We start from the raw sequence: 20388 nt of genomic DNA, 5'->3' as shown, positions 1-20388 counted from the left end.
CTATTCAGGCCCACAGTGCAGGGCACCGACGGCGGCGTCGGCCAGGAGCGCGGCGCGGTCGGGCGGCAGGCCCAGCGTCACGGCGTGCCGAGCAGTGGCCTCACGCAACCGGGCCAGCACGGCCGGTGAGAGCGTCGAGAGCTGCCGGTCCGGGTCCTCCGGCGGTGTGCTGCCGTCGGCGCCGTCCTCGGGTGGGGGTGGGGCCGCGCCGGTGCGCCGCCGTCGCCACCAGCGCCGCCCACCTGCGACCGTCCCGACCGCGAGCACCTCGGCGAACCCGGCGCTCAGCGCCTGCAGGGCGATCTCGCCGACAAGCAGCGCATCGATTCCGAAACCCACCGCGCGGCCCGGCGCCACCACCCGGCGCCGGGCAGGGGACCGCCAGCGGTCGACCACCTCGTCGAACACCTCGGCCTCATCCGGCGCCAGGACCTGCACGGCCCGCCGGGCGCCTGCGACAACCAGCGCTACCCGCGCGGCCTCAAAGTCCGTACCGCTCACACGCTCCGCCCTTCACCCCGCACCCACGCATCGTCATCCATTCCACACGATGCGCATCGATTGGCGGCCCGCCGAACGCTGTTTTCCGGGTAGACGTACGACGGAGGTCCGAAAGAGACATACCGCGCGGGGGCGGCGCAGCGAACACCCGCGACTGCTGCCGGCCGGCGCGACCGGAACCCGCCGCCGCCATGCCCGGACGTCTTCGGCCAGGTCGCCATCAGCGCCCGAGCGGGTACGGATCGCCGGTCGACGCCAGCGAGCACCGCGTTCGGCCGCCAGCACGCCTGCGCGCTGCGCAGCGCCGACACGCTGTGGTGCTGGGGCAGCAGCGCCAACGGCAGCAGGGCCGCGGCAACACCACCACCGCGCAGACCCCCGCCCAGGTCGGTGCCCTGACCACCTGGACCGCCATCGCCGCAGATCGGGCGCCCGAAAAGCGTAGAAGTATGACTGCCCCTACAGCGCGCCAAATTCCATCCAGTCATTCGCCGATCAACCTCGTGAGTGCGGTCGTCTGCCCTTTCGTCCTCGTGTGGGGACGTCTGTGCGTGTCAGTTCGGGCGCATATGAGTCGGCGTGAGTGGGTGCTTCGAAATCCGAGCAATCGTGGGGCGAACACCGCACGCGATCGGCCTTCCTGCTCGTCACTGCGAATAATCTTCGCTACGAGGCGCGATACGTCTGAGAATTCGTGGGCCAGGCGTGTCTTTGCTCCTGGTATAGCCCGGTTATGCTCGCTGCATGACCGTCGATAGTGCCACCAGGGCGCCTGACCTCGAAGAGCGTAGGCGTCGTCGGGAAGGTGACCACACGCTCCGCTGGACGATCGTCGGATCGCTTGCCGGAATCGGCGGTCTCGCTGTCGCGATAATCGCGCTGTCCGGAAACAGGGACCAACCTACGACGCCCTTCCCGGAGAGGCCCGGGTATGACTCGTGCCTTATCGGTACCTGGGCGTCGAAGCCGATGCCGCCCAGACGCGGGACGAGGTACACGCTGCCCGACGGGCGCTCCTTCGCGGTTTCCACGGTCAAAGGAGGATTGCAGTACTGGTTCAGAACGGATGGGAGCGGAGCGACCGAGGAGGTGGAGGAAATCATCGGGAGGTTTGCGGACGGGCGCGGTGTCTGGCGTCGTTCGCTGAGGAAGGCGACCTTCCAGTACTCGACCGATATCAAGCAACAGATTGTCTACGACGTAAAGGAGAAGACGGCCCTGTCCGCAAGTCAGGCCGAGAATGAGCCACTCAAGGAAGACAACGCAGATGTCATGGTGGCGAACGATACGTACACCTGCCTGGGCGACAATCTGACACTGCGGAACGCCGACGGCGTGGAATACCGCCTCGTCCGGCAGCGGCCAGCTCGCTCACGAGCTGCTCCACCAGCTTGACCCGCTCACGGGCCTCACGCGAATCGGTGGACTCGGTCCTCAGGCCACTGCGGCAGCCTGTCGCGCGCCGGTCCCGGACGCCTAGCCTGGAAGCGTGATCAGAGACGCGTACCTCGCCGCGGCGACCGTACTCACCGACTTCCTCGACCATCCGGCGATCGGAGCCGCGTGGGGCGCGCCGAGTCGGCTGCCGAAGATGACCGTCGGCGGCGTCGCGGTGCACCTTGGGAGTGCGATCGGCCGGGTGCCGCCGCTGCTGGCCGCGCTACCGCCGGACGAGGCGCCGATCCCGCTGCTGGAGCACTTCGTCCGGGCGTCCTGGCGGGGCGGGGACATCGACAACCCCCGCAACACCGAGATCCGTACCGGCAGCGAAGCCGCGGCGGGCGACGGCGGGGCGGCGCTGGTCAAGCAGTGCCGCGGGCACTTGGCCGAGCTGCGCGAGCGGCTGCCGGTCGAGCCGACCGACCGGGTGGTGCCGTTCGCTCCCGGCCCGTGGGCGCTGACCCTGGACGACTTCCTGATCACCCGGCTCGTGGAGACGGCGGTACACCTCGACGACCTGGCGGTGAGCGTCGGGCAGGAGGCGCCGGACCTGCCGCCGGAGGCACTCGCGCCGGTGTTCGCTGTGCTGACCCGGCTCGCCGTGCACGAGCACGGGCCGACCGCGGTGCTGCGGGCGCTGGCCCGCGCCGAGCGCGCGCCGGCCAGCATCGCGGTGCTGTGAAGACCGGCCTGGTCATTCCGGTACCGGAGACGGATCCACTGCTCGACCGCCTACGCGAACAGTTTCCCGACCCTGGTCCGGATGATCCCGGCGCACCTCTCGCTGCTGTACCCGTTCGTCCCGCTGGACGACGCAACTGTCGAAGCCGTCGAGCGGCTGGCCACCGGCATGCCGGCTTTCGAGTTGACGCTGGGGACGCCAGAGGTCCGCGGAGACCTCAGCTACGCGCCCGGCGTGTCGCCGCAGCTCGCGCACCTGATCGGGCGGGTCCGCGAGCGCTGGCCCGACGTCGTGCCCCGGCAATCGGCACCGAAACGTCTACCTGTACTCCCACCTCCGGGATGAGGACCGGCGATGGTTTCTCGGGTTGACCGGGTGAGGGGCACCCGGCGATGCCAGAGGGTGTGATGTGTCCGGGTTCCACGTTCTGAGGCTTGTGGAATTAGTCGTTGTTGCGTCCGTCGACCTGTGCGGTGTGCGTCAGGATCGCTTCGGCCAGCGGCGCGAGGACCGGGGATCCGATTGCGTGCCCCATCCCCGCAATGGTCACCTGTTGCGCGCCCGGGATCGCGGCGGTGATACGTGCGGCGGCAGGTGGCGGGTTGATCGGGTCGGCGGGCGCCTCGACCACCAGCGTGGGTGTGGTCGACGCCGACAGTGCGGCTCCCCGGGCCAGGCCACCTTGGCCGGCGCGCGCGTGGGCCGCCGGGTTGTCGCAGCGGCCGGCGTGTGCGATGACGCGTTCCTCCAGTCGGCGGAACTCATCGGCGTCGAACGGCACCTCCTCGCCGTTGAGGAGCTGCCAGTGCCGGACCCGGAAGGCGATCTCCTCCTCGCGATCCCGTGGATCGCCGAGGTGCTCCCACAGCGCGAGCAGTCGCGGGTCGATGTCGACGAACGGCGGCGGAGCGCCGTGGGGGCCGGCTCCCTCAAGCACCGCGGTCGCGAACACGGTGGCGGAGAGCAGCCGGTCCGGACAGTCGATCAGCAGCAACTGCACGAGCGTGCCGCCCATGGACATACCCACCACATGAGCGCGGCCGACACCGAGCCCGTCGAGAACCGCGACGGCATCGCGAGCCAGGTCGGCGACGGCGTACGGCCGGCGGTCGAAGGCCCACGTCGACCGGCCGGTATCGCGGTGGTCGTAACGCACCACGCGATGCTGCTCGCCGAGTCTGGCGACAAACTCCTCCGGCCAGACGACCGCGGATGCGTTGGCCCCCATCACCAGAAGCAGCGGCGAGCCGTCGGCCCGGCCGGACTCCGCGACCCACAGTCGTACACCGTCCACCTCGACGAAGCGTTCCACGCCAACATCCTCCCGTGACAGACCGCCGACGGCGATCGAGTTCTGCCCAATCCTGCAGAAGACTGGCATGGCGGTAACGAGGTGTCCGCCCGTGTGATCGGCATCCGACCGAAAGTGAATTGCGGCGGCCGCCGTTCGCGCGAACCCGCGCGCCGCCGGCAGCATCGCCCGCGCCGCGGCCGCCCGAGTTCGACCTGCCGGCAAGAGGATCGGTCAGCGCCGACGCAACCGTCCAGGAAGCCCGCGGCGGAAGCCGTCGCGTCGACCTGTGCCCGCCGCCGTCGTCGGACCCGACGCCGCCGGCCGACCTTCGGGTGCGTATCCGAGCCGGACGGGTGGTCGACCGCCGCCGTGCTGCTCTGCCACTGTGGATGTTTGGCCGGCGCGTGGCGTGCCGGCCGGTACGAGGGGAGACGAAGGCATGCGCAGAGTCTTGTCAGTGGTTCTGGGGGTGGTGGCCGCGCTCGGGGGGACGGCGATCGCCGGTTCGGCCTCGGCGGGCACGGCCGCCACCGCCCAGGACAGGCTTCATCGGGGCGAGGAGCTCAAGAAGGATCAGGAGTTGAGGTCCGCGGGTGGGCGGCACCGGTTGGTGATGCAGGGCGACGGCAACTTCGTTCTGTATCGGCGCGACGGCGCGCGCGAGGTGGCGCGCTGGGCGACCGGCACCGCGCGGCCGAACCCCGGCGAGGTGACGGCCTCGTTCGCGGCGGTGGATGACAACCTTCAGGTGACGCACGGTGTGCGGGTGGTCTGGCGGGAAGATGTCCCGGGCGCTTCCGTCCTGGTTCTGCAGTCGGACGGCAACGTGGTTGCCTACACCTCCCGCGGGGTTGCCGTATGGGCGACGAACACCGTCGATCGGCGCGACGCCGGGACAACGCCGCGCCGTTGACCTCGTGCGGAGAACGACGGGACCCGTACCGGTCGAGTTGACGGCCGGGCAGCCGGCGTCGCCAGTCCCGGCGGCGCCGGCTCCGGGGAAACTAGTCGATCGGGGCAGTCGGGGGTGGCTGAGAATCGTCATGGTGGCGCGGCAATGCCATTATGGCAGGCGCCACGAATATCAGCCGCGTGCTCCCGGATAGGTGCGAGTGAAACCCGACAACCTGATCGCGTTGTTGTCCATGATGGTCTCATTCCTGGCGCTCGTGGTGTCGGCGGTGGTGGCGCTCAAGCAGTTGCGGATGCTGCGCCACCACAACTCGCTGCCGATCGTGGTGGACATGTTCCAGGAGTTCCGCTCGGTGGAGTTCCGCCGGCACGTCCACGCCCTCGACGACCTCTGGACCGGCGAACCGCCGGAGGCGACCGGTACCCGCGACCTTCCCGACGAGGCGTGGCAGCACTTCACCATCGTCGCCGGATTCCTCAACAACGTCGGGCTGATGGCTCATCAGGGAGTCATCGACAGCGCGGTGGTCCGCAGCTTCATGAGCCGCACCGTCACCAAGTCGTGGTACCGCCTCGCGCCCTACGTCCGGCACGAACGCGCGCTGCGCGGCGACCCCTACTATCAGGTCTACTTCGAGCACCTGGCCGCGCTCTGCATCGCCCGCCCGCCCGTCGACCTGCGCACCCAGCGGGTCGACCCGGGGTGGGTCTGGACCGAGTCCGACCGCTGGCGCAGCGCTCACCTGGCCGAAGCGGGGCGCCTCACTCGCGCACGTACCGCGGATAGGTCGCCTTCGCCGCACGCGCCGCCGCCAGGTCGACCTCGACGGTGACGAACGGCTCGTCGGCGCTGGTGGTGGCGAGCACCGCGCCGTCCGGGTCGACCACCCAGCCGGGTCCCCCGCGGTCCAGGCCCGACCCGGACGGAACCCACTGGTTCGACGAGGCGCAGAAGGCGCCCGCGCAGACGGCGGCGGCCTGCCCGCCGGCCACCCACTTGGCCTGCGACGCGACCGGCGTCGCGCGGGGTACGCACAGCAGCTCGGCGCCGCTGCGGGCGTAGTGCCGCGACCATTCGAGGAACCACAGGTCCGTACACAGCAGCACGCCCGCGCGGGCGTCGCCGACCCGGCAGGTGTCGAACGTCGGCTCGCCCCGCTCGTACCAGGACGCCTCCCAGAAGCCCTCCTCGTCGGGCAGGTAGTACTTGTCCCGGACGCGGACGGCCCCGGTCGGCTCCGTCCACACGAACGCCTGGTTGCGTCGCGCGCCGGTCGCCTCGACGATCGGCCGCGACGCGACGACCGCGGGGGCGCCCAGCTCCCCGAGCCGCGCGACGCCGGCCCTGTGCGCGGCGACGCTGCGCTCCCACCGCGCCCGGTCCGGCACCGGGCCGGCGGCCAGCCAGTCGGAGAACGGCATCTCCGGCAGCACCACCAGGTCGGAGCGGGCCTGGGCAACGTGGTCGGCCAGCGCCGCCAGCGCCGCGTCGCGCCGCCCGCCGCGGGCGTCGAGCTGGCAGACGGTGATCCTCATCGGGTCGCTCATGCCCCCAGCATCCCCGCCCGGAACGCGCGGAGTCCACCGGCGGCCGGCCGCCTCACCGCCGCGCCGTGAGCGCCTCGCCCGCCTCGTCCACCGTGTACTCGCCTTCGGGGAGCTGGTCGAGCCGCACCAGGGCGTCCGCCGGCAGGTCCGCGGCGACGGCGTGCTGGTAGATGTCGGCGCGGCTCAGCCGCTCCTGACCGGCGAAGATGCTGTCGAGCAGTGCGTCGATCGGTCCGTTCGCGGTCTCGTGCGCGTCACCCATGGCGACAGTCCTACCCTCGCTCGGCCGGCGGAAACGAGGGTGCCGCGGATCCGGGGTGGGCCGCCCGATGCGGCGGGCAAACCCGATCGGTCGCGCGCGCCAGGTTGACCCCCGCCCGGGGCGGGTACTCGAAGCTGACCTGCCGCCCGGCACCACCGGGCGCGCGCTCCGCTACCGGACGGCAGGACGGAGTCGCCGTACGACAGGACGAAGTGGGCTATCCCGGGCGTCGCGCCGCGGTGTCGACGCGCTCACCCGGTGGTCGGTCGGAGACAGCGGAGGTGCGGGTGCCCGTTGACGTTCACGACTATCTGGAGTCGCACCGCGGCAGGCTCGTCGAGCAGCTCCTCGGTTGGGTCCGGCTGCGTTCGGTGGCCGGCGTCGACGGGTGCGCGCCGGAGCTGACCCGCTCGGCGCACTGGCTGGCGGGAGCCCTGCGGGAGACCGGTTTCCCGGTCGTCGAGGTGTGGGACGCCGGCGGCGCGCCCGCGGTGTACGGGCGGTGGTGCGCCGCGCCCGGCGCGCCCACGGTGCTCGTCTACAGCCACCACGACGTGCGCGCGGCCCAGGACGAGCTGTGGGCGGAGACGGCGCCGTTCGACCCGGCGGTCCGCGACGGCCGGGTGTACGGCCGCGGCGCCTCGGACGCCAAGGGCCAGGTCGTCAGCCACCTCTGGGGCATCCGGGCGCACCTGGCCGCCACGGGCCGGGACGCGCCGGCGGTCAATCTGAAGCTCCTGGTGGAGGGCGAGGAGGAGACCGGTTCGGCGCACCTGGCCGACCTGCTGCGCCGGTACCGCGGGGAGGTCGGCGCGGACCTCGTGGTCTTCTCCGACACGCTGATGTGGCGGGCCGACCACCCCGCGGTCTGCACGAGTATGCGCGGGACCATGAACGCCGAGCTGGAGGTGTACGGCCCGCTGCGCGACGTCCACAGCGGCGCGGTCTCCGGCCCGGCCCCCAACGCCGCCGCCGCCCTCGCCGGCCTGGTCGCCGGGCTGCACGACGACCGGGGACGGGTCGCCGTACCCGGCTTCTACGACGACGTGGCCGCCCCGTCGCCGCGCCGCCGGGCGGAGCTGGCCGCCCTGCCGTACAGCGACGAGGACTGGCTGGCGCGGTCGGAGACCCGCAGCATCGGCGGAGAGCAGGGGTACACCGTCCTGGAGCGGCTGTGGGCCAGGCCCGCGGTGGAGGTGCTGAGCCTGGCCGCCGGGGACCCCGCGGGCGCCTCCCGCTCCACGATCCCGGCCGTCGCCGCGGCCAGGATCAGCATCCGTACCGTGCCGGACCAGAAGGCCGCCACCGTGGCCGGCCAGCTACGCCGCTGGGCGGCCGGCACCGTCGGCGACCGGGTGGGGTACCGGCTCACCGTGGCCGAGGGCACCGCGCAGGAGCCGTACCGGACCCCCGAGCCGCACCCCGCGGTGGAGGCGCTCGCCGCGGCGATGGCCGAGTGCTCCGGCCGCCCGGCCGGCCGCATGGGCAACGCCGGCGGCGGCCCGGCCGAGCTGCTGTCCCGCGTCCTGGACGCACCGGTGCTGTTCTTCGGCACCGGCCTACCCGAGGACCGGTGGCACGACGGCGACGAACGGGCGTCCGTCCAGGCGCTGACCGACGGCGCGGCGACGCTGGCCGGCTTCTGGGACCGGCTCGCCCGCTGCGCCCCGCTCCGTTCAGACAGCTAGTGGCCCGGCGGCGTCGCGCCGCCCAGACGATCGGCGTCCGCCCATGCACATCGACTCTGGTTCGGCGGCCGTGGCCGACCGCGCCGCCGCCGCGGACGTGTTGACCCTGGGCGTGGAGGAGGAGTTCCTGCTGCTGGACCTCGGTACCGGCGAGAATCTGCCGGTCGCCGACGCGGTCGTCGCCGCGCTCCCCGCCCGCCTGCGGGCACAGAGCCGGCTGGAGTTCCGGCGCAGCATGGTGGAGCTGGTGAGCCTCGTCTGTACCGACCTGTCGGACCTGCACGGCCAGCTCGGCGGGCTGCGCCGGGCCGCGGCGGCGGTCGCGGCCGAGGCCGGCGCGCGGCTGGTGGCGGTGGGTGCCACGCCGGTCGCGGAGCCGGACCGGTCGGTGCCCGACCAGCCGCGGTACCGGGCGATAGCGCGGCGGTACGGGGCGGTCGCGTCCGACCCGGCGGTCTGCGGCTGCCACGTCCACGTGGGCGTCCCCGACCGCGACCTGGCCGTCCGGGTCTGCCACCACCTGCGCGACTGGCTGCCGGTCGTCCAGGCCCTGACGGCGAACTCGCCGCTGTACGCGGGCCGCGACACCGGCTACGCGAGCTGGCGCTCCGTACAGCTCGACCGGTGGCCGAGCGCGGGGCCGACCCCGGTCTTCGCCTCGGCGGCCGACTACGACGACACGGTCGCCGCCATGATCACCTCGGGGGTGATCCTGGATCCGTCGATGGTCTACTGGTACGCCCGCCCGTCGCCGCGGTACCCGACCGTGGAGGTCCGCGTCGGCGACGTCTGCCCGACCGCGGCGGACACGGTGGTGGTCGCCGCGCTGGTCCGGGCGCTCGTGGCCACCGTCCTCGGCGACATCCGCGCCGGCCGGGCCGCGCCGCGCACCCGCGACTGCCTGGTGGCCGCGGCCCACTGGCACGCGGCGCACGAGGGAATGGCCGGAACGCTGGTCGACCTCCGGCACGGCGTGCCGCGACCGGCCTGGGACCTGGTCGACGAGCTGCTGCTGACGGTCGCGCCCGCCCTGGACCGCCACGGTGACCTCGACCGGACGGTCAGCGGCCTGGCCCGGCTGTGCCGGGAGGGCACGGGGGCGGCGCGCCAGCGCCACGTCCACCGCGGGACCGGCGACCTCCACGCCGTCCTGGCGGACCTGGCCGGGCAGACCGTGTCGGACGCCCGGCCGCGCGCGGCCGTCGACGACACTGCGGCGCCGACCCCCGACCGGATGGTCCGGGAGTGCGACAGGCCGAGAGCCTGATGCCGGTACGGGGGACGTCCCGGGCCGGGTCCCGCCGCGGCGCGCCGGGGTGCGGGCGCCGGCCAGCCCCCGCGGCCGGCGGTGCCGGCGGGGCGGGCCGGTCCGGCTCCAGGCATCGACGTACGGGGCAACCGTGTGGACAATGGGTGCGTGGTCTACTCAGGTGACTCGACGTCCGCTACCTGCCCGCTCCGCCCGCGACCGCCGGGGTCGATCCGCGTGGCCGGCCGGGAAACCTCCGCCGCCCGCGCCGTCCCCGGAGCGCTGCCGCTGCCCGGAGGGCGGGGCGACCTGCTCCGCGCGGCGGGAGTGACCGCATGAGCGGCCCGGCCGACGCGCTGGCCTACCCGTTCCCCGACGACGGCAGGCCCGGCGTTCCGGCGGAGTTCGACCGGCTGCGCGCGCAGTGTCCGGTCCAGCGGGCGCGACTGCCGTACGGCGGCGAGGGCTGGCTGGTGAGCCGGCACGAGGACGTGAAGACGGTGCTCGGCGACTCCCGGTTCAGCCGGGCCGCCACTGTCGACGCCGACATTCCGCGGACCACCCAGTGGCGCACCCAGGCCGGCAACCTCATGGCGATGGACCCGCCGGACCACAGCCGCGTCCGCCGGCTGGTCGCCGGAGCGTTCTCCCGCAAGGCCGCCCAGCGCCTGCGGCCGCGCACCACCCAGATCGTCGAGGAGCTGATCGGCGGGATGCGGTCCGCCGGCCCGCCCGTCGACCTGGTGGAGCACTTCTCCGCGCCGCTGCCGGTGACCGTGATCTGCGAGCTGCTCGGGGTGCCGTTCGCCCAGTGGCACCTGTTCCGGGACTTCTCCGAGAAGATGTTCGGCGGCGGCGCGGCCTCCGCGGAGGAGGTCGGCCAGGCCACCGCCCACCTGGACGCGTTCCTCCGGGAGCACGTCGCCGCCCGCCGCGCCGAGCCCCGCGACGACCTGCTCTCGGACATCATCCGGGCCGGCACCGGGGAGGACGCCCCGCTGACCGAGCACGAACTCGTCACCCTCGGCGTGACGATCCTGGTCGCCGGCCACGAGACGACCGCCACCGCCATCGCCAACCACGTCCACGCGCTGCTCACCCGCGGGGAGTGGGCGGACCTGGCGACCAGGCCCGAGCTGGTGCCGACCGCGGTGCACGAACTGCTGCGGTACGTGCCGATCGGCGGCCCGGAGACGATGCCCCGGGTGGCCGTGGAGGACGTGGAGCTGGCCGGCACGGTGGTCCGCGCCGGCGAGACCGTCTTCCCGGTCGTGGGCGCGGCGAACTTCGACTCCGCCGTCTTCGCCGACGCCGACCGGCTGGACCTTGACCGCGCCGCGAACCCCCACCTGACCTTCGGCTTCGGCCCGCACTACTGCCTCGGCGCCCAGCTCGCCGTCATGGAGCTGGAGGTGGGCCTGGGGGCGCTGCTGCGGGAGTTCCCGGGACTGCGCCTGGCCGTCCCCGACGCCGAGCTTCGCTGGCGGACGGACAACCTGGTCCGCGGCCCGCTCCGCCTGCCGGTCGCCTGGTAGCGCGCTCCCGGCAAGGTGCCTGCCCGACGACAGCGCCGCGCTGTCGTGTCCACATCGGCGAAGGAGAGACCGATGAATGCGATCCGGTACACCGCCCTCGGCACGGCCGTGCTCCTCGCGCTCGCGGTACCCGCGTCGCCCGCCCGGGCCGCGGCGGCGGACGACTCACCGAAGGTGAAGATCACGGGGCTCACCTTCAACGGCTCGGGTTGCACGAGGGGCGACGACCCGCTGGTACACCTGGAGAACGGGGGTCGGCGGCTCACCGTGGAGTTCTCCGGCTTCCACACCCAGGCCGGGCTGGTCCCGAGGGACAACGCTCCCCGCGTCTGGGTGCCCAGAGCCAACAGGAACTGCCAGGTCGGGTTTACGTTGGCCTACTCCCCGGGCTGGACCTTCGCGCTGACCGGGGTGGACGGCATCGGCTTCGCCGACGTCGACCAGGCCGCCAGCACCCGGCGCCACGACACGTACTACTTCGCCGGCATGACCCAGACCGACGGGTTCACCACCGTGACGGACGGCCCGTACACCGGCACGTACCACCACGCCAACACGGCCGCGGCGCCGAACTGGTCCGAGTGCGGAAAGGCCCGGGGGCTGAACGTCAACTCGCGGATCCAGGTCGATGCGAGCAAGGCCGACCGTGCCTCACTGAGCGAGGTGACGATGGACGCGATGATCGTCAACCTGGGCTGGAAGCGCTGCTGAGCAAGCCTTCTCGCCCGTCGCCGGGCCTCGTCGGCGGCGCGGGAGACGACGACCTCAAGTAGGCCCGTCCGGAAGCCGTTGACCTGCCGGCACGGACTGCGCAGGCCCGTGACGCGCACGACGGCGCGCGCGCCGAGGTGCAGCCGGGTGTGCCGCGGCAGCCCCGCCAGGTCCAGGCCCGTGGGCGTCTCCCTCGACAGCCCGGAAATCTCCTCCTCGGCGCGGCGCCGCCCCGGCCGACCGGCCGGCGGCGGGGCGGTCGTCGGATCACGTGACGGCGGGCAGGATGTCCTCGTCGAGGAAGGCGAGGAGGTCCAGCTCGCGCGCCTCCACCTTCTTCGGCTTGCCGGTGGTGTCCTGGGTGGAGCTGAACACCAGGTCGAGACTGGGAACGACGGCGACGTACTGGCCGCCCCAGCCCCACGCGAACTGCACCGGGTGCCCCTGGACGGTGGCCAGCCACCACAGCGCGCCGTACTGGTACCGCGGGTCGCTCTCCTTGTGCCCGGAGTAGGTGCGGGAGAACGCGACGGCCTCGGCGGGCACGAGCTGCCGCCCGTTCCAGACGCCGTTGCGCAGGTACAGCTCCCCGAAGCGGGCCAGCGCGCGGGCCGGCAGGAAGAGATTGCAGCCGCCGGAGGCGATGCCCTGCGGGTCGCAGCCCCACCCCTGGTGGCTGATTCCCAGCGGGGTGAACAGGTGGGCCGACGCGTACTGTTCGAGCGTGGCGCCCGTGGCGGCCTGCAGGACCGCCGACAGCAGGTGGGTGTCGCCGGTGCTGTAGTGGAAACGGGAGCCCGGCGTGGCGGCCAGCGGCTGGCCGAGGATCGCCTCGATCCAGTTCTCCTCGTTCTCGATGGCGTACTCGGTCTCGTCCTCCGACCACTGCAGGCCGGAGCGCATCAGCAGCAACTGGCGGATCGTGATGGCGGCCTTGGCGCCGCCGGCCGCGACGGCGGCGGGCAGGTAGTGGCCGATGGGGATGTCGTAGCCGGGGAGGTCGCCGCGCCCCACGGCGATGCCGTAGACCGCCTGCAGGATGCTCTTGGACGCGGAGTGCACGTTGTTGCTCTGCTGCGGTCCGCTGCCGTGGAAGTAGCGCTCGTAGGCGATGCGGCCGCCGCGCAGCACGATGAGGCTGCGCGCGTTCTTCACGCCGTGGAACCAGTCCGCGGACTCGTCCAGCGACTGCACGTCCACGCCGGGGGCGGCGTAGCGGGCACCGTTATCCCAGCCGGCGTCCGGGTCGCCGCGGAACGTCTGCGGCCCGTTGTCGAGGTAGAACTCCGCCACCGCAGCGCCCCTTCCGCCCTACCACCGCCGACGCGATGTGCAGGCGAACGTATCAGGCACCCGCACCCGCGCCAACCGCCCCGCGCGCGTCGGGTACCGGGACCCGGCCGGGTGGCCCTGCTCCGTGGCAGGACCACCCGGCGGCGCCGCGCAGGCGGGTACCGAACGGTCAGAACGGCTGGAAGGAGCTGATCCGGTCGTTGGCGCCCGCGCCGACGTTGGCGGTCGAACCGCCGCCGTCCAGGCAGAGGAGCTGGCCCTGGTAGTTGATGTCGTTGTAGAAGCAGACCTTGCGCCCGGTCCGGTTCCAGATCGACGTGGTCAGGTCGTTCATGGCCGGGCCGATGTTCGAGACGAAGAGGTCGTGCTCCGGCTGGAAGCGGTACCGGCCGGCGTAGTTGCCGTCCCCCCAGAGGCAGACGTAGCGGTCGGGGCAGTCCTTCCACTCCGCCTGGGCGGCGCCGGTGGTGGTGACCTGCAGGGCGGCGCCGGCAACGAGTGTGGCGAGGGCCGCCGCGGCGGCCTTGAGAACGGTGCGCATCAACATCTCCATACTGTCGAATGTGGTCCGTGTGGATCGCATCTCACCGGACGGTGCTGCGCTTCATCCTCCGATACGGTCTGTCACGCAGACAGGCTGTCGACCGGACGTTCACAGGAAGTCAGGTTCGCCGCAGGGCCGGCTCGCGGAACCTGCCGGCCCCGGTCGGCCGGCAGCAGGCGAAGGGGGAGCCTTGTTCGGGGAGCTGACCCGCGACTACCGCAGGAGGCTCGCGCTCTCCCAGGAGGAGCTGGCCGCACGCGCCGGCCTCAGCTCCCGCGCCATCCGCGCCATCGAGACCGGCCGCAGCGGGGCACCGCGACCGAGCACCGTGCGCCTGCTGGCCGAGGCGCTGGAGCTGTCCGACCAGGAGCGCCGCCGGTACGCCGCGCTGGCCGCGGGCCGCGGCACCCCGGCCGCACCGGCCGCCGCGACCCCGCCCGCCGCGGCCTCGCCCGCCGCGCCGCCGGCCGCGGCCCCGGCCGGCGCGGCGGCGGCGCGGGTACCGCGCGGACTGCCCCTGGCGGTCCCGGTGTTCGCCGGGCGCGGCGCCTACCTGAGGTACCTGACCGCCCGTCTGGACAGCCGGCCCGGCACGATCGTGATCTCGGGAACCGCCGGTGTCGGCAAGAGCACCCTGGCGGTCCACTGGGCGCACCAGGTCGCCGACCGGTTCCCCGACGGGCAGCTTTTCGTCAACCTGCACGGCTTCGGGCCGGGCCGGGCCGCCGTCACCGCCGGTGAGGCGATCCGCGGGTTCCTCCACGCGCTGGAGGTGCCGGAGCGGCGCATCCCGGCTGACCTGGCCGGCCAGGCCGCCTGTTACCGCAGCGCCCTGGCGGGCCGGCGGGTCCTCGTGGTGGTGGACAACGCCCGCGACGCCGACCAGGTGCGGCCGCTGGTCCCGGGCAACCCGGACTGCCTGGTACTGGTCACCAGCCGACGGCAGCTCACGAGCCTGGTCGTGACCGAGGGCGCGGTGCCCGTTCTGCTGGATCTGCCCAGCCTCGACGAGGCGCGGGCGCTGCTGGCCGGCCGGCTGGGCGCGCCGCGGGTGGCGGCCGAGAGCGCCGCGGCCGACGCCCTGATCGACCGCTGCGCGCGGCTGCCGCTGGCGCTCGCGGTCGTCGCCGCCCGCGCCGCGCTGCGGCCGGCCTTCCCGCTCAGCAGCATCGTCGCCGAACTCGACGCCGCCGACGACCAGCTCGGCCCCCTGGACGGCGGCGACGCCGTCAGCGACGTGCGGACCGTCTTCTCCTGGTCGTACCGGCAACTGTCGGAGGACGCCGCGCTCTTCCGGCTCCTCGGCCTGCACCCGGGGCCGGACATCGACGCCGCGGCCGCCGCCAGCCTGGCCGGCCGACCGGTGGACGAGGTCCGGCGGTGGTGCGCCCGGCTCGCCGACGGCAACCTGGTCACCGAGGCCGGGCCGGGGCGGTTCGTCCTGCACGACCTCATGCGCAGCTACGCGGGGGAGCTCGCCGGCCGGGTCGACTCCCCGGCGCAGCGGCGCGCCGCGGTCCGGCGGATGCTCGACTTCTACCTGCACACCGGGCGGGCCGCGGCCACCCGGCTCGCACCGCACCACGATCCGATCACCCCCGACCCGGCCGCCGCGGGCACGGCGCGGATCGCGGTGCGGGACCAGGACGACGCGCTCGCCTGGTTCGCCGCCGAGAAGGGGGCGCTGCTCGCGGCGAGCCGGCTCGCCGCCGAGTCGGGATTCGACACCCACGCGTGGCAACTCGCGTACACCGTTCACCCCTACCTGCACCGCCAGGGGCGGTGGCACGAGGCGGCGGACCTGCTGCACGGCGCGCTGGGGGCCGCCCGGCGGCTGGGCAGCGACGCCGGGCAGGCCCACACCCACCAGCTTCTCGGCCGGGTGCTGGTCCACCTGGACGCGCAGGAGGCGCGGCAGCACCTGGAGTCCGCGTACGCGCTGTTCCGCGGCCTCGGCGACACCGGCGCGGCGGCCCGGACCCAGCAGGTCATCGGCATCACGTACGAGCGGGACGACCCGGCGCGCTCCCTGCCGCACGCCCGCCTCGCGCTGCGCCTGGCCACGTCGGCCGGCAACAGGTACCTCCAGGGCCGCATCCTCAACGGGCTCGGCTGGCTGCACGCCCTGCTCGGGGACCACGCGGAGGCGGAGGCCCACTGCCGGCGGGCGCTGGGCCTGATGACCGAGATCGGGGACGACGACGGCGCCGCCGACGCCTGGGACAGCATCGGCTTCGCCCTGCACCACCTCGGCGACCTGACCGGGGCCGTCCGGTGCTACCACGAGGCGCTGCGGCTGTACCGCGTCCTCGGCCACCGGTACTACCTGGCGCTCACGCTGACCCACCTCGGCGAGACCCACCGGGCCGCCGGCCGCACCGCGCTGGCGCGGCAGGCGTGGGGGGACGCGCTGGAGGTCTTCACGGAGCTGCGCAGCCCCGAGCGCGACGGTCTGCGTCAGCGGCTGGGCGAGCTGGGGCACACGCCCTGACCGACCCCCACCACGGCTACGCCAGCGCGACCGCCAGCAGCCGGGTGGCCCCGGTCTGCGGGTCGTCAGTCTGGAACACCAGCGTGGCGTCGTCGGCGGCGATGCCCTGGTGCACGTCCGGGAACGGCGCGGCGCAGGGCGCGCCGGTGGTGGCGTCGAGGATGTGCAGCGTCGCGGGGCGGCCCCCCGGGGGCGCGCTGAGCACGCAGACCCGGCCGGCACCGACGGCGAGCTGCTCCAGCGAGAGGTCGCCCGGCGGCAGCGGCCAGTGCCAGCGGGGCCCACCCGTTCCCGCGTCGCGCGTGTGCAGGCCCTGCCCGCGGACGCCGATGTGGACCTGCCCTCCGGCCGCGGCCAGGACGTCGACGGCGGCACCGCCGAAGCCGACCTGCCAGCCGGTGGCGCCGGTGGCGGCGTCCAGGCGGGTCACCGCCGGTACGGCGGCGGCGGTGGGGACGGCGGCGGGCCGGGTGGTGGCGAACAGGTGGGTACCGAGGTCGACGGCCGCGCCGCGCTCGGTCAGGGCCAGGTCCCGCCGGACCCAGGAGGGCCGGCCGGTGGCCAGGTCCAGGAGTACGGCTGTCCGGCCCTCCGGTACCGCCGCCAGCAGCAGCCGGGCCGGGCCGGGCGCCGGGGGACCCCCGGGCAGGGCGTGCCGGCCCGAGGACCAGTCGCGGGTGCCGTCGGCCAGCCGGTAAGCGCTCACGCGGTACGCGTCCGGTCCCGTACAGATCGTCGTGACCGCGTGCGCGCCGAAGACCCCCACCCGGCGCTGCGAGGCGCTCCTGGTCCGGTAGACGCGCTGTTCCCAGCGGACGGTGCCCGCGGGCGGGTCCAGGATCCGCAGGTAGGTCAGCGGCCGCTTCGGCTTGCCGCCCGAGCTGTGCCAGTGCATGAGGGCCACGTGCCCCGCGGCGACCGCTGTCCACCCGCCCCGGGTGGTCCGCGGCAGGGGCTGCTGCCAGACCCGCCGGCCGGTACCGGCGTCGAGCGCCAGGAACTCCTCCCGCACCCCCACGTAGACCCGGCCGCCGGCCAGGACCGGCCGCAGACTGGTCGGCTCCGGCAGCGGCAGCGACCACAGCTCGTCGCACCGCCGCGGCCGCGGCCCGCCGGTCGGCCGCGGGCGCGGCACGCGCACGCCGCCCCACGTCAGGCCGGCCAGGGCGCCGGCGCCCCGCAACACCTCCCGGCGGCTCACCCGGAACCCTGGCACGCGCCACCGCCCCTCGACAGTCGGCGAAGCTCCCGACAGCCGCCATCGTCGCGCACGGCACCGCGCCCGGGCAATGTCCGGAAAGGACAGCGTCGCAGGCGGCCGCCGCGCCGCGGGCCCGACGGCCCGGCGGTTCAGCGCGCGGCCGACCGCCGGGCCGTGCGGGTTACGGCTTCTCGCCGGGCTTGAGTGCCTTCGTGACCGCGGCGTACGCATCGACGATGCCGTAGCCGTAGAAGCCGTTGAAGTTCTCCGTGCCCTCGCAGGTGGCCGTGTAGGAGGTGCCGTCCTTCTGCGGGTAGGTCATCGTGCCGCCGGGCGGGCAGGGGCGGGCCTGCGCGGTCCGGTACAGGTGCTGCTCGACCTTCGCCGGGGCGAGGGTCAGGCCGCGGCCGCCGTCGCGGGAGCCGTGGGCGGCGACGATCAGCGCTGCGACGCCGCTGGCGTACGGCGCGGCCATCGACGTCCCCTGCAGGTAGGTGTAGTAGCCGCACGGACCCTGGGCCGGGCACTGCTTGAACACCGTCGTCTCGTTGCCGGGGGTGACGTTGCCGTCGGCGTCGATCTTCTTCGCCTCCAGCAGCACCTTCCGCGGGTACGTCGAGAGGATCAGGTTCTCCGGCGCGTCCTGGTCGGCGGTGCCCGGGTAGTCGCGGCGGAAGCCGCCCGGGGCCGAGATGCCGATCTGCTCGACGCCGTAGTTGGAGTAGTCGGACTTGTGCGACGACGGGCCGAGCGAGGACGTGCCGATGACGTGCGCGCCCTCGACGGGCAGGTCGACGCAGGTGGCGTTGTCGATCTCGCGGGGGTGCGCGGTGTTGGCCGGGTAGTTCGGGCTGGTGGTGTCCCGGCCGGGGTGGCCCAGGTCGGTGTGCGCGTTGCCGAGCGCGGCCAGCAGCGTGACGCCGGCCTTGTGGGCGTAGTTCAGCGCCCGCGTCATCGCCTTGACCGTGGCGCGCTGCTGTGCCTGCTGCTCGGGGGTGTCCGCCGGGTTGCTGGCGCAGTTGAACGCCCACGGGTCGACGTAGAACGACATGTTCACCACGTCGATGCCGGCGTCACCGGCGTAGGTGAGCGCGTTGACGACCGCGTCGAGGAAGAAGAAGCCGGAGTCCTGGCCGGCCTTCAGCTCCACCAGGCTGACGTTCGGGGCGACGCCGGAGAGGCCGAAGCCGTTGGCGGCCGCGCCGATCGAGCCGGCCACGTGGGTGCCGTGCCCGCCGTCGTCGGTGCCCACCGGGTCGACGCAGCCGCGGACCTCGCACGGGCCGTCGATGGCCTCGATGTCCGGGGCGAAGTTGCGGGACAGGTCGGCGTTGAAGTTCGGCGCGAGGTCCGGCTGGCTGGCGTCCAGGCCGGTGTCCATGACGCCGACGGTCACCTCGTGGGTGCCGGGCTCCTTCGCCCGGGCCAGGTCGGAGCGGACCATTTTCAGGCCCCACAGGCGGTGGTCCAGCGGGTCGGCCCGCAGCGGTCCCCGGGCCGCGGCCGGGCGGCCGGCGGTGCGGGCCGCGCCGCGCCCGGCGGCGGCCAGCGCCTCCACCGGGTCGACCTTGCGGACGGCCGGGGCGACGCCGACGACCCGCTGCGGCACGGCCGCCAGCAGGGAGCGGGCGGCGAACGCCCGCCGGGAGAAGTCCGACCGGCGGGTGGTCACCTGGAACGTGCCCGCCCGGCTGTTGTGGCCGACCACCGCGCCGCCGGCAGCGGTGATCTCGGAAACGGCCCGGTCGGCGGGGACGCCGTCCTCGGTGACGACGGTGAAGGTGGTGGGTGTGGTGAGCGCCTCGGCGCGCGGGGCGCCCGTCGCGGGCAGCACGGACGCCGTCACAAGGACCGCCGCGGCCGCGGCCGCGGTCGGAAAGACGGCGGTGAATCGTGGATTCACAGGGGTGTCCTCTCCTGAATAGACCTACGCATCCAATCGCATGAGGGGTGATTGGCCAACCCACGAATAGTCGGTGACGTTCACGCGGCCGGGCTGGGCCGGGACGGACCGTCTTTTTCCGGGTCGCCGTCAGGAAAAGCGTCCCACTACGCGTACCATCAAATAGCACAATTAATCAGCAGATTCGTCGCAGCCGCGGCCCGTGGGGGGTGACCCATGACAACGTCGTTGCCGCACCGGTCGGTGGGCGCCCTGGCCCTGGCCCTGGCCCTGGCCGGCGTCGCGCCCGCCGCGCCCGCCGCGCCCGCCGTGCCCGCGACCGCAGCCGCACCGGACTGCGCGGCGCGCCTGTACGTGGCCGACGTCCAGGTGGACGGCCGCACCGTCGAGGCGGCGCACTCGATGGCCCGGGCCGTCTGCGGCGTACCGATGAACCACTACCGCGTCACCTGGGAGATCACCGGCCCGCCCGGCGCGCGCGTCATCCCGCTCCGGCACGAGGTCCTCGACGCCGACGGCGCGCCGATGCGGCTGACCTTCCGCGACACCGACCCCTCCGGGGTGTACCGGGTCCGGGGGACCGGACTCGTGGACGAGGACACCGGACTCCCCAGGCCGCAGGCCGACACCTCCTTCACCCTCCACCGCAGGGCCGGCGTGGCGCTGAGCGCCGTCCGGTCCGGCCGGTACGTGACGACCCGCGGGGTCGCGCGGGCCTACAGCCGCACCGCGCACCGGTTCGCGCCCTGGCGCGCCGCCACCGTCGTGCTCCAGTCGCGGCCGACCGTGCGCGGTACCTGGGTGACGCTGTCGACGTACCGCACCGACGACGCGGGCGCGACGCCCCGGTTCCGGTGGCACGCGCCGCGGTACCGCTACTTCCGCATGGTGGCCCGGGGCACGCCGGACATCGCCGCGGCCTACGGTGCCCAGCAGCGCCGCTAGCCGGTCCGCGCGACGCGCGGACCGGCACCACGCCCGCCACGCCGCCCGAGTCCGCTGGTCGAGCGGCCGGCCGACCGCGGCCCAACGGGACGTCTACCCGCCCATCTGTCGGATATCCGACAGATCACCGAGTGTCGTCGCGAGTCGTCCTCCCGTGACAGTGGGGTCGCGGCCGCGTTGACCCGTGGG

19 protein-coding genes and 1 pseudogene are annotated in these 20388 nt (G+C 73.8%); 12 read left to right on the top strand and 8 right to left on the bottom strand.

The annotated features are described in order from the left end of the window. Window positions 1–501, bottom strand: coding sequence for a hypothetical protein (locus tag IEY75_RS06935; RefSeq protein WP_189113349.1), 501 nt, complete (start codon window positions 499–501; stop codon window positions 1–3). 219 nt (window positions 502–720) lie between these two features. Between IEY75_RS06935 and IEY75_RS21460 the strand changes: the two genes are divergently transcribed. From IEY75_RS21460 to IEY75_RS06915, 4 genes are all read left to right on the top strand, one after another. Beyond that, window positions 721–900 (top strand): RCC1-like domain-containing protein, encoded by a 180-nt coding sequence (locus IEY75_RS21460; RefSeq protein ID WP_189113415.1) that lies wholly within the window; start codon window positions 721–723, stop codon window positions 898–900. Between the two features lie 345 nt (window positions 901–1245). Further along, window positions 1246–1896, top strand: a complete 651-nt coding sequence (locus IEY75_RS06925) for a hypothetical protein (RefSeq protein ID WP_189113348.1) — start codon at window positions 1246–1248, stop codon at window positions 1894–1896. Between the two features lie 94 nt (window positions 1897–1990). Continuing rightward, on the top strand, window positions 1991–2623 hold the full coding sequence (locus IEY75_RS06920; protein ID WP_229789405.1) for a maleylpyruvate isomerase N-terminal domain-containing protein: 633 nt from the start codon (window positions 1991–1993) through the stop codon (window positions 2621–2623). Between the two features lie 33 nt (window positions 2624–2656). Continuing rightward, a complete protein-coding gene (locus IEY75_RS06915) occupies window positions 2657–2968 on the top strand; it encodes a 2'-5' RNA ligase family protein (RefSeq protein WP_308425680.1) in 312 nt (103 codons plus the stop codon). Window positions 2969–3065: 97 nt separating this feature from the next. Here IEY75_RS06915 and IEY75_RS06910 read toward each other — a convergent pair whose 3' ends face one another. After that, complete coding sequence (locus tag IEY75_RS06910; RefSeq protein WP_189113346.1) at window positions 3066–3935, bottom strand: alpha/beta fold hydrolase; 870 nt, start codon at window positions 3933–3935, stop codon at window positions 3066–3068. Window positions 3936–4374: 439 nt separating this feature from the next. Between IEY75_RS06910 and IEY75_RS06905 the strand changes: the two genes are divergently transcribed. Continuing rightward, on the top strand, window positions 4375–4830 hold the full coding sequence (locus IEY75_RS06905) for a lectin (RefSeq protein WP_189113345.1): 456 nt from the start codon (window positions 4375–4377) through the stop codon (window positions 4828–4830). 199 nt (window positions 4831–5029) lie between these two features. Further along, complete coding sequence (locus tag IEY75_RS06900) at window positions 5030–5662, top strand: DUF4760 domain-containing protein (RefSeq protein ID WP_229789404.1); 633 nt, start codon at window positions 5030–5032, stop codon at window positions 5660–5662. Here the strand turns inward: IEY75_RS06900 and IEY75_RS06895 are convergent. Further along, window positions 5592–6377 (bottom strand): carbon-nitrogen hydrolase family protein, encoded by a 786-nt coding sequence (locus tag IEY75_RS06895; RefSeq protein ID WP_189113343.1) that lies wholly within the window; start codon window positions 6375–6377, stop codon window positions 5592–5594. The two genes, IEY75_RS06900 and IEY75_RS06895, sit on opposite strands and share 71 nt — an antisense overlap. Before the next feature lie 52 nt (window positions 6378–6429). After that, entirely contained in the window at window positions 6430–6639 is a 210-nt protein-coding gene (locus tag IEY75_RS06890; RefSeq protein ID WP_189113342.1) for a hypothetical protein, read from the bottom strand. A gap of 287 nt (window positions 6640–6926) precedes the next feature. Between IEY75_RS06890 and IEY75_RS06885 the strand changes: the two genes are divergently transcribed. From IEY75_RS06885 to IEY75_RS06870, 4 genes and pseudogenes are all read left to right on the top strand, one after another. Continuing rightward, the gene (locus tag IEY75_RS06885; RefSeq protein ID WP_189113341.1) at window positions 6927–8327 is read left to right on the top strand and encodes a M20/M25/M40 family metallo-hydrolase; all 1401 of its coding nucleotides are present in this window, start codon (window positions 6927–6929) and stop codon (window positions 8325–8327) included. Window positions 8328–8370: 43 nt separating this feature from the next. Continuing rightward, window positions 8371–9501 (top strand): annotated as a pseudogene (locus tag IEY75_RS06880) (carboxylate-amine ligase); the annotation flags it as partial. A 410-nt stretch (window positions 9502–9911) separates the two neighbouring features. After that, on the top strand, window positions 9912–11111 hold the full coding sequence (locus tag IEY75_RS06875) for a cytochrome P450 (protein WP_189113339.1): 1200 nt from the start codon (window positions 9912–9914) through the stop codon (window positions 11109–11111). A 72-nt stretch (window positions 11112–11183) separates the two neighbouring features. Beyond that, the gene (locus IEY75_RS06870) at window positions 11184–11822 is read left to right on the top strand and encodes a DUF4360 domain-containing protein (protein WP_189113338.1); all 639 of its coding nucleotides are present in this window, start codon (window positions 11184–11186) and stop codon (window positions 11820–11822) included. A 267-nt stretch (window positions 11823–12089) separates the two neighbouring features. On the opposite strand, the gene IEY75_RS06865 is transcribed toward IEY75_RS06870, so the two are convergent. Together IEY75_RS06865 and IEY75_RS06860 are read right to left on the bottom strand one after the other, a co-directional pair. Beyond that, on the bottom strand, window positions 12090–13115 hold the full coding sequence (locus IEY75_RS06865) for a serine hydrolase domain-containing protein (protein WP_189113337.1): 1026 nt from the start codon (window positions 13113–13115) through the stop codon (window positions 12090–12092). A gap of 169 nt (window positions 13116–13284) precedes the next feature. Then, window positions 13285–13656 (bottom strand): peptidase inhibitor family I36 protein, encoded by a 372-nt coding sequence (locus IEY75_RS06860; protein ID WP_189113336.1) that lies wholly within the window; start codon window positions 13654–13656, stop codon window positions 13285–13287. A gap of 193 nt (window positions 13657–13849) precedes the next feature. On the opposite strand from IEY75_RS06860, the gene IEY75_RS06855 reads away from it, so the two are divergent. Beyond that, the gene (locus tag IEY75_RS06855; protein WP_189113335.1) at window positions 13850–16150 is read left to right on the top strand and encodes a tetratricopeptide repeat protein; all 2301 of its coding nucleotides are present in this window, start codon (window positions 13850–13852) and stop codon (window positions 16148–16150) included. 16 nt (window positions 16151–16166) lie between these two features. Here the strand turns inward: IEY75_RS06855 and IEY75_RS06850 are convergent, their stop codons facing one another. After that, the gene (locus IEY75_RS06850) at window positions 16167–17351 is read right to left on the bottom strand and encodes an outer membrane protein assembly factor BamB family protein (RefSeq protein WP_189113334.1); all 1185 of its coding nucleotides are present in this window, start codon (window positions 17349–17351) and stop codon (window positions 16167–16169) included. Window positions 17352–17532: 181 nt separating this feature from the next. Then, entirely contained in the window at window positions 17533–19254 is a 1722-nt protein-coding gene (locus IEY75_RS06845; protein ID WP_189113333.1) for a S8 family serine peptidase, read from the bottom strand. Window positions 19255–19470: 216 nt separating this feature from the next. Between IEY75_RS06845 and IEY75_RS06840 the strand changes: the two genes are divergently transcribed. Then, window positions 19471–20199: a hypothetical protein gene (locus IEY75_RS06840; RefSeq protein WP_189113332.1), complete on the top strand. Its 729-nt coding sequence runs from the start codon at window positions 19471–19473 to the stop codon at window positions 20197–20199. The last annotated feature ends 189 nt before the right edge of the window (window positions 20200–20388 follow it).

The organism is Pilimelia terevasa, assembly GCF_014647915.1.
GTDB lineage: Bacteria > Actinomycetota > Actinomycetes > Mycobacteriales > Micromonosporaceae > Pilimelia > Pilimelia terevasa.
This window is presented reverse-complemented; position numbering and strand designations above follow the sequence as displayed.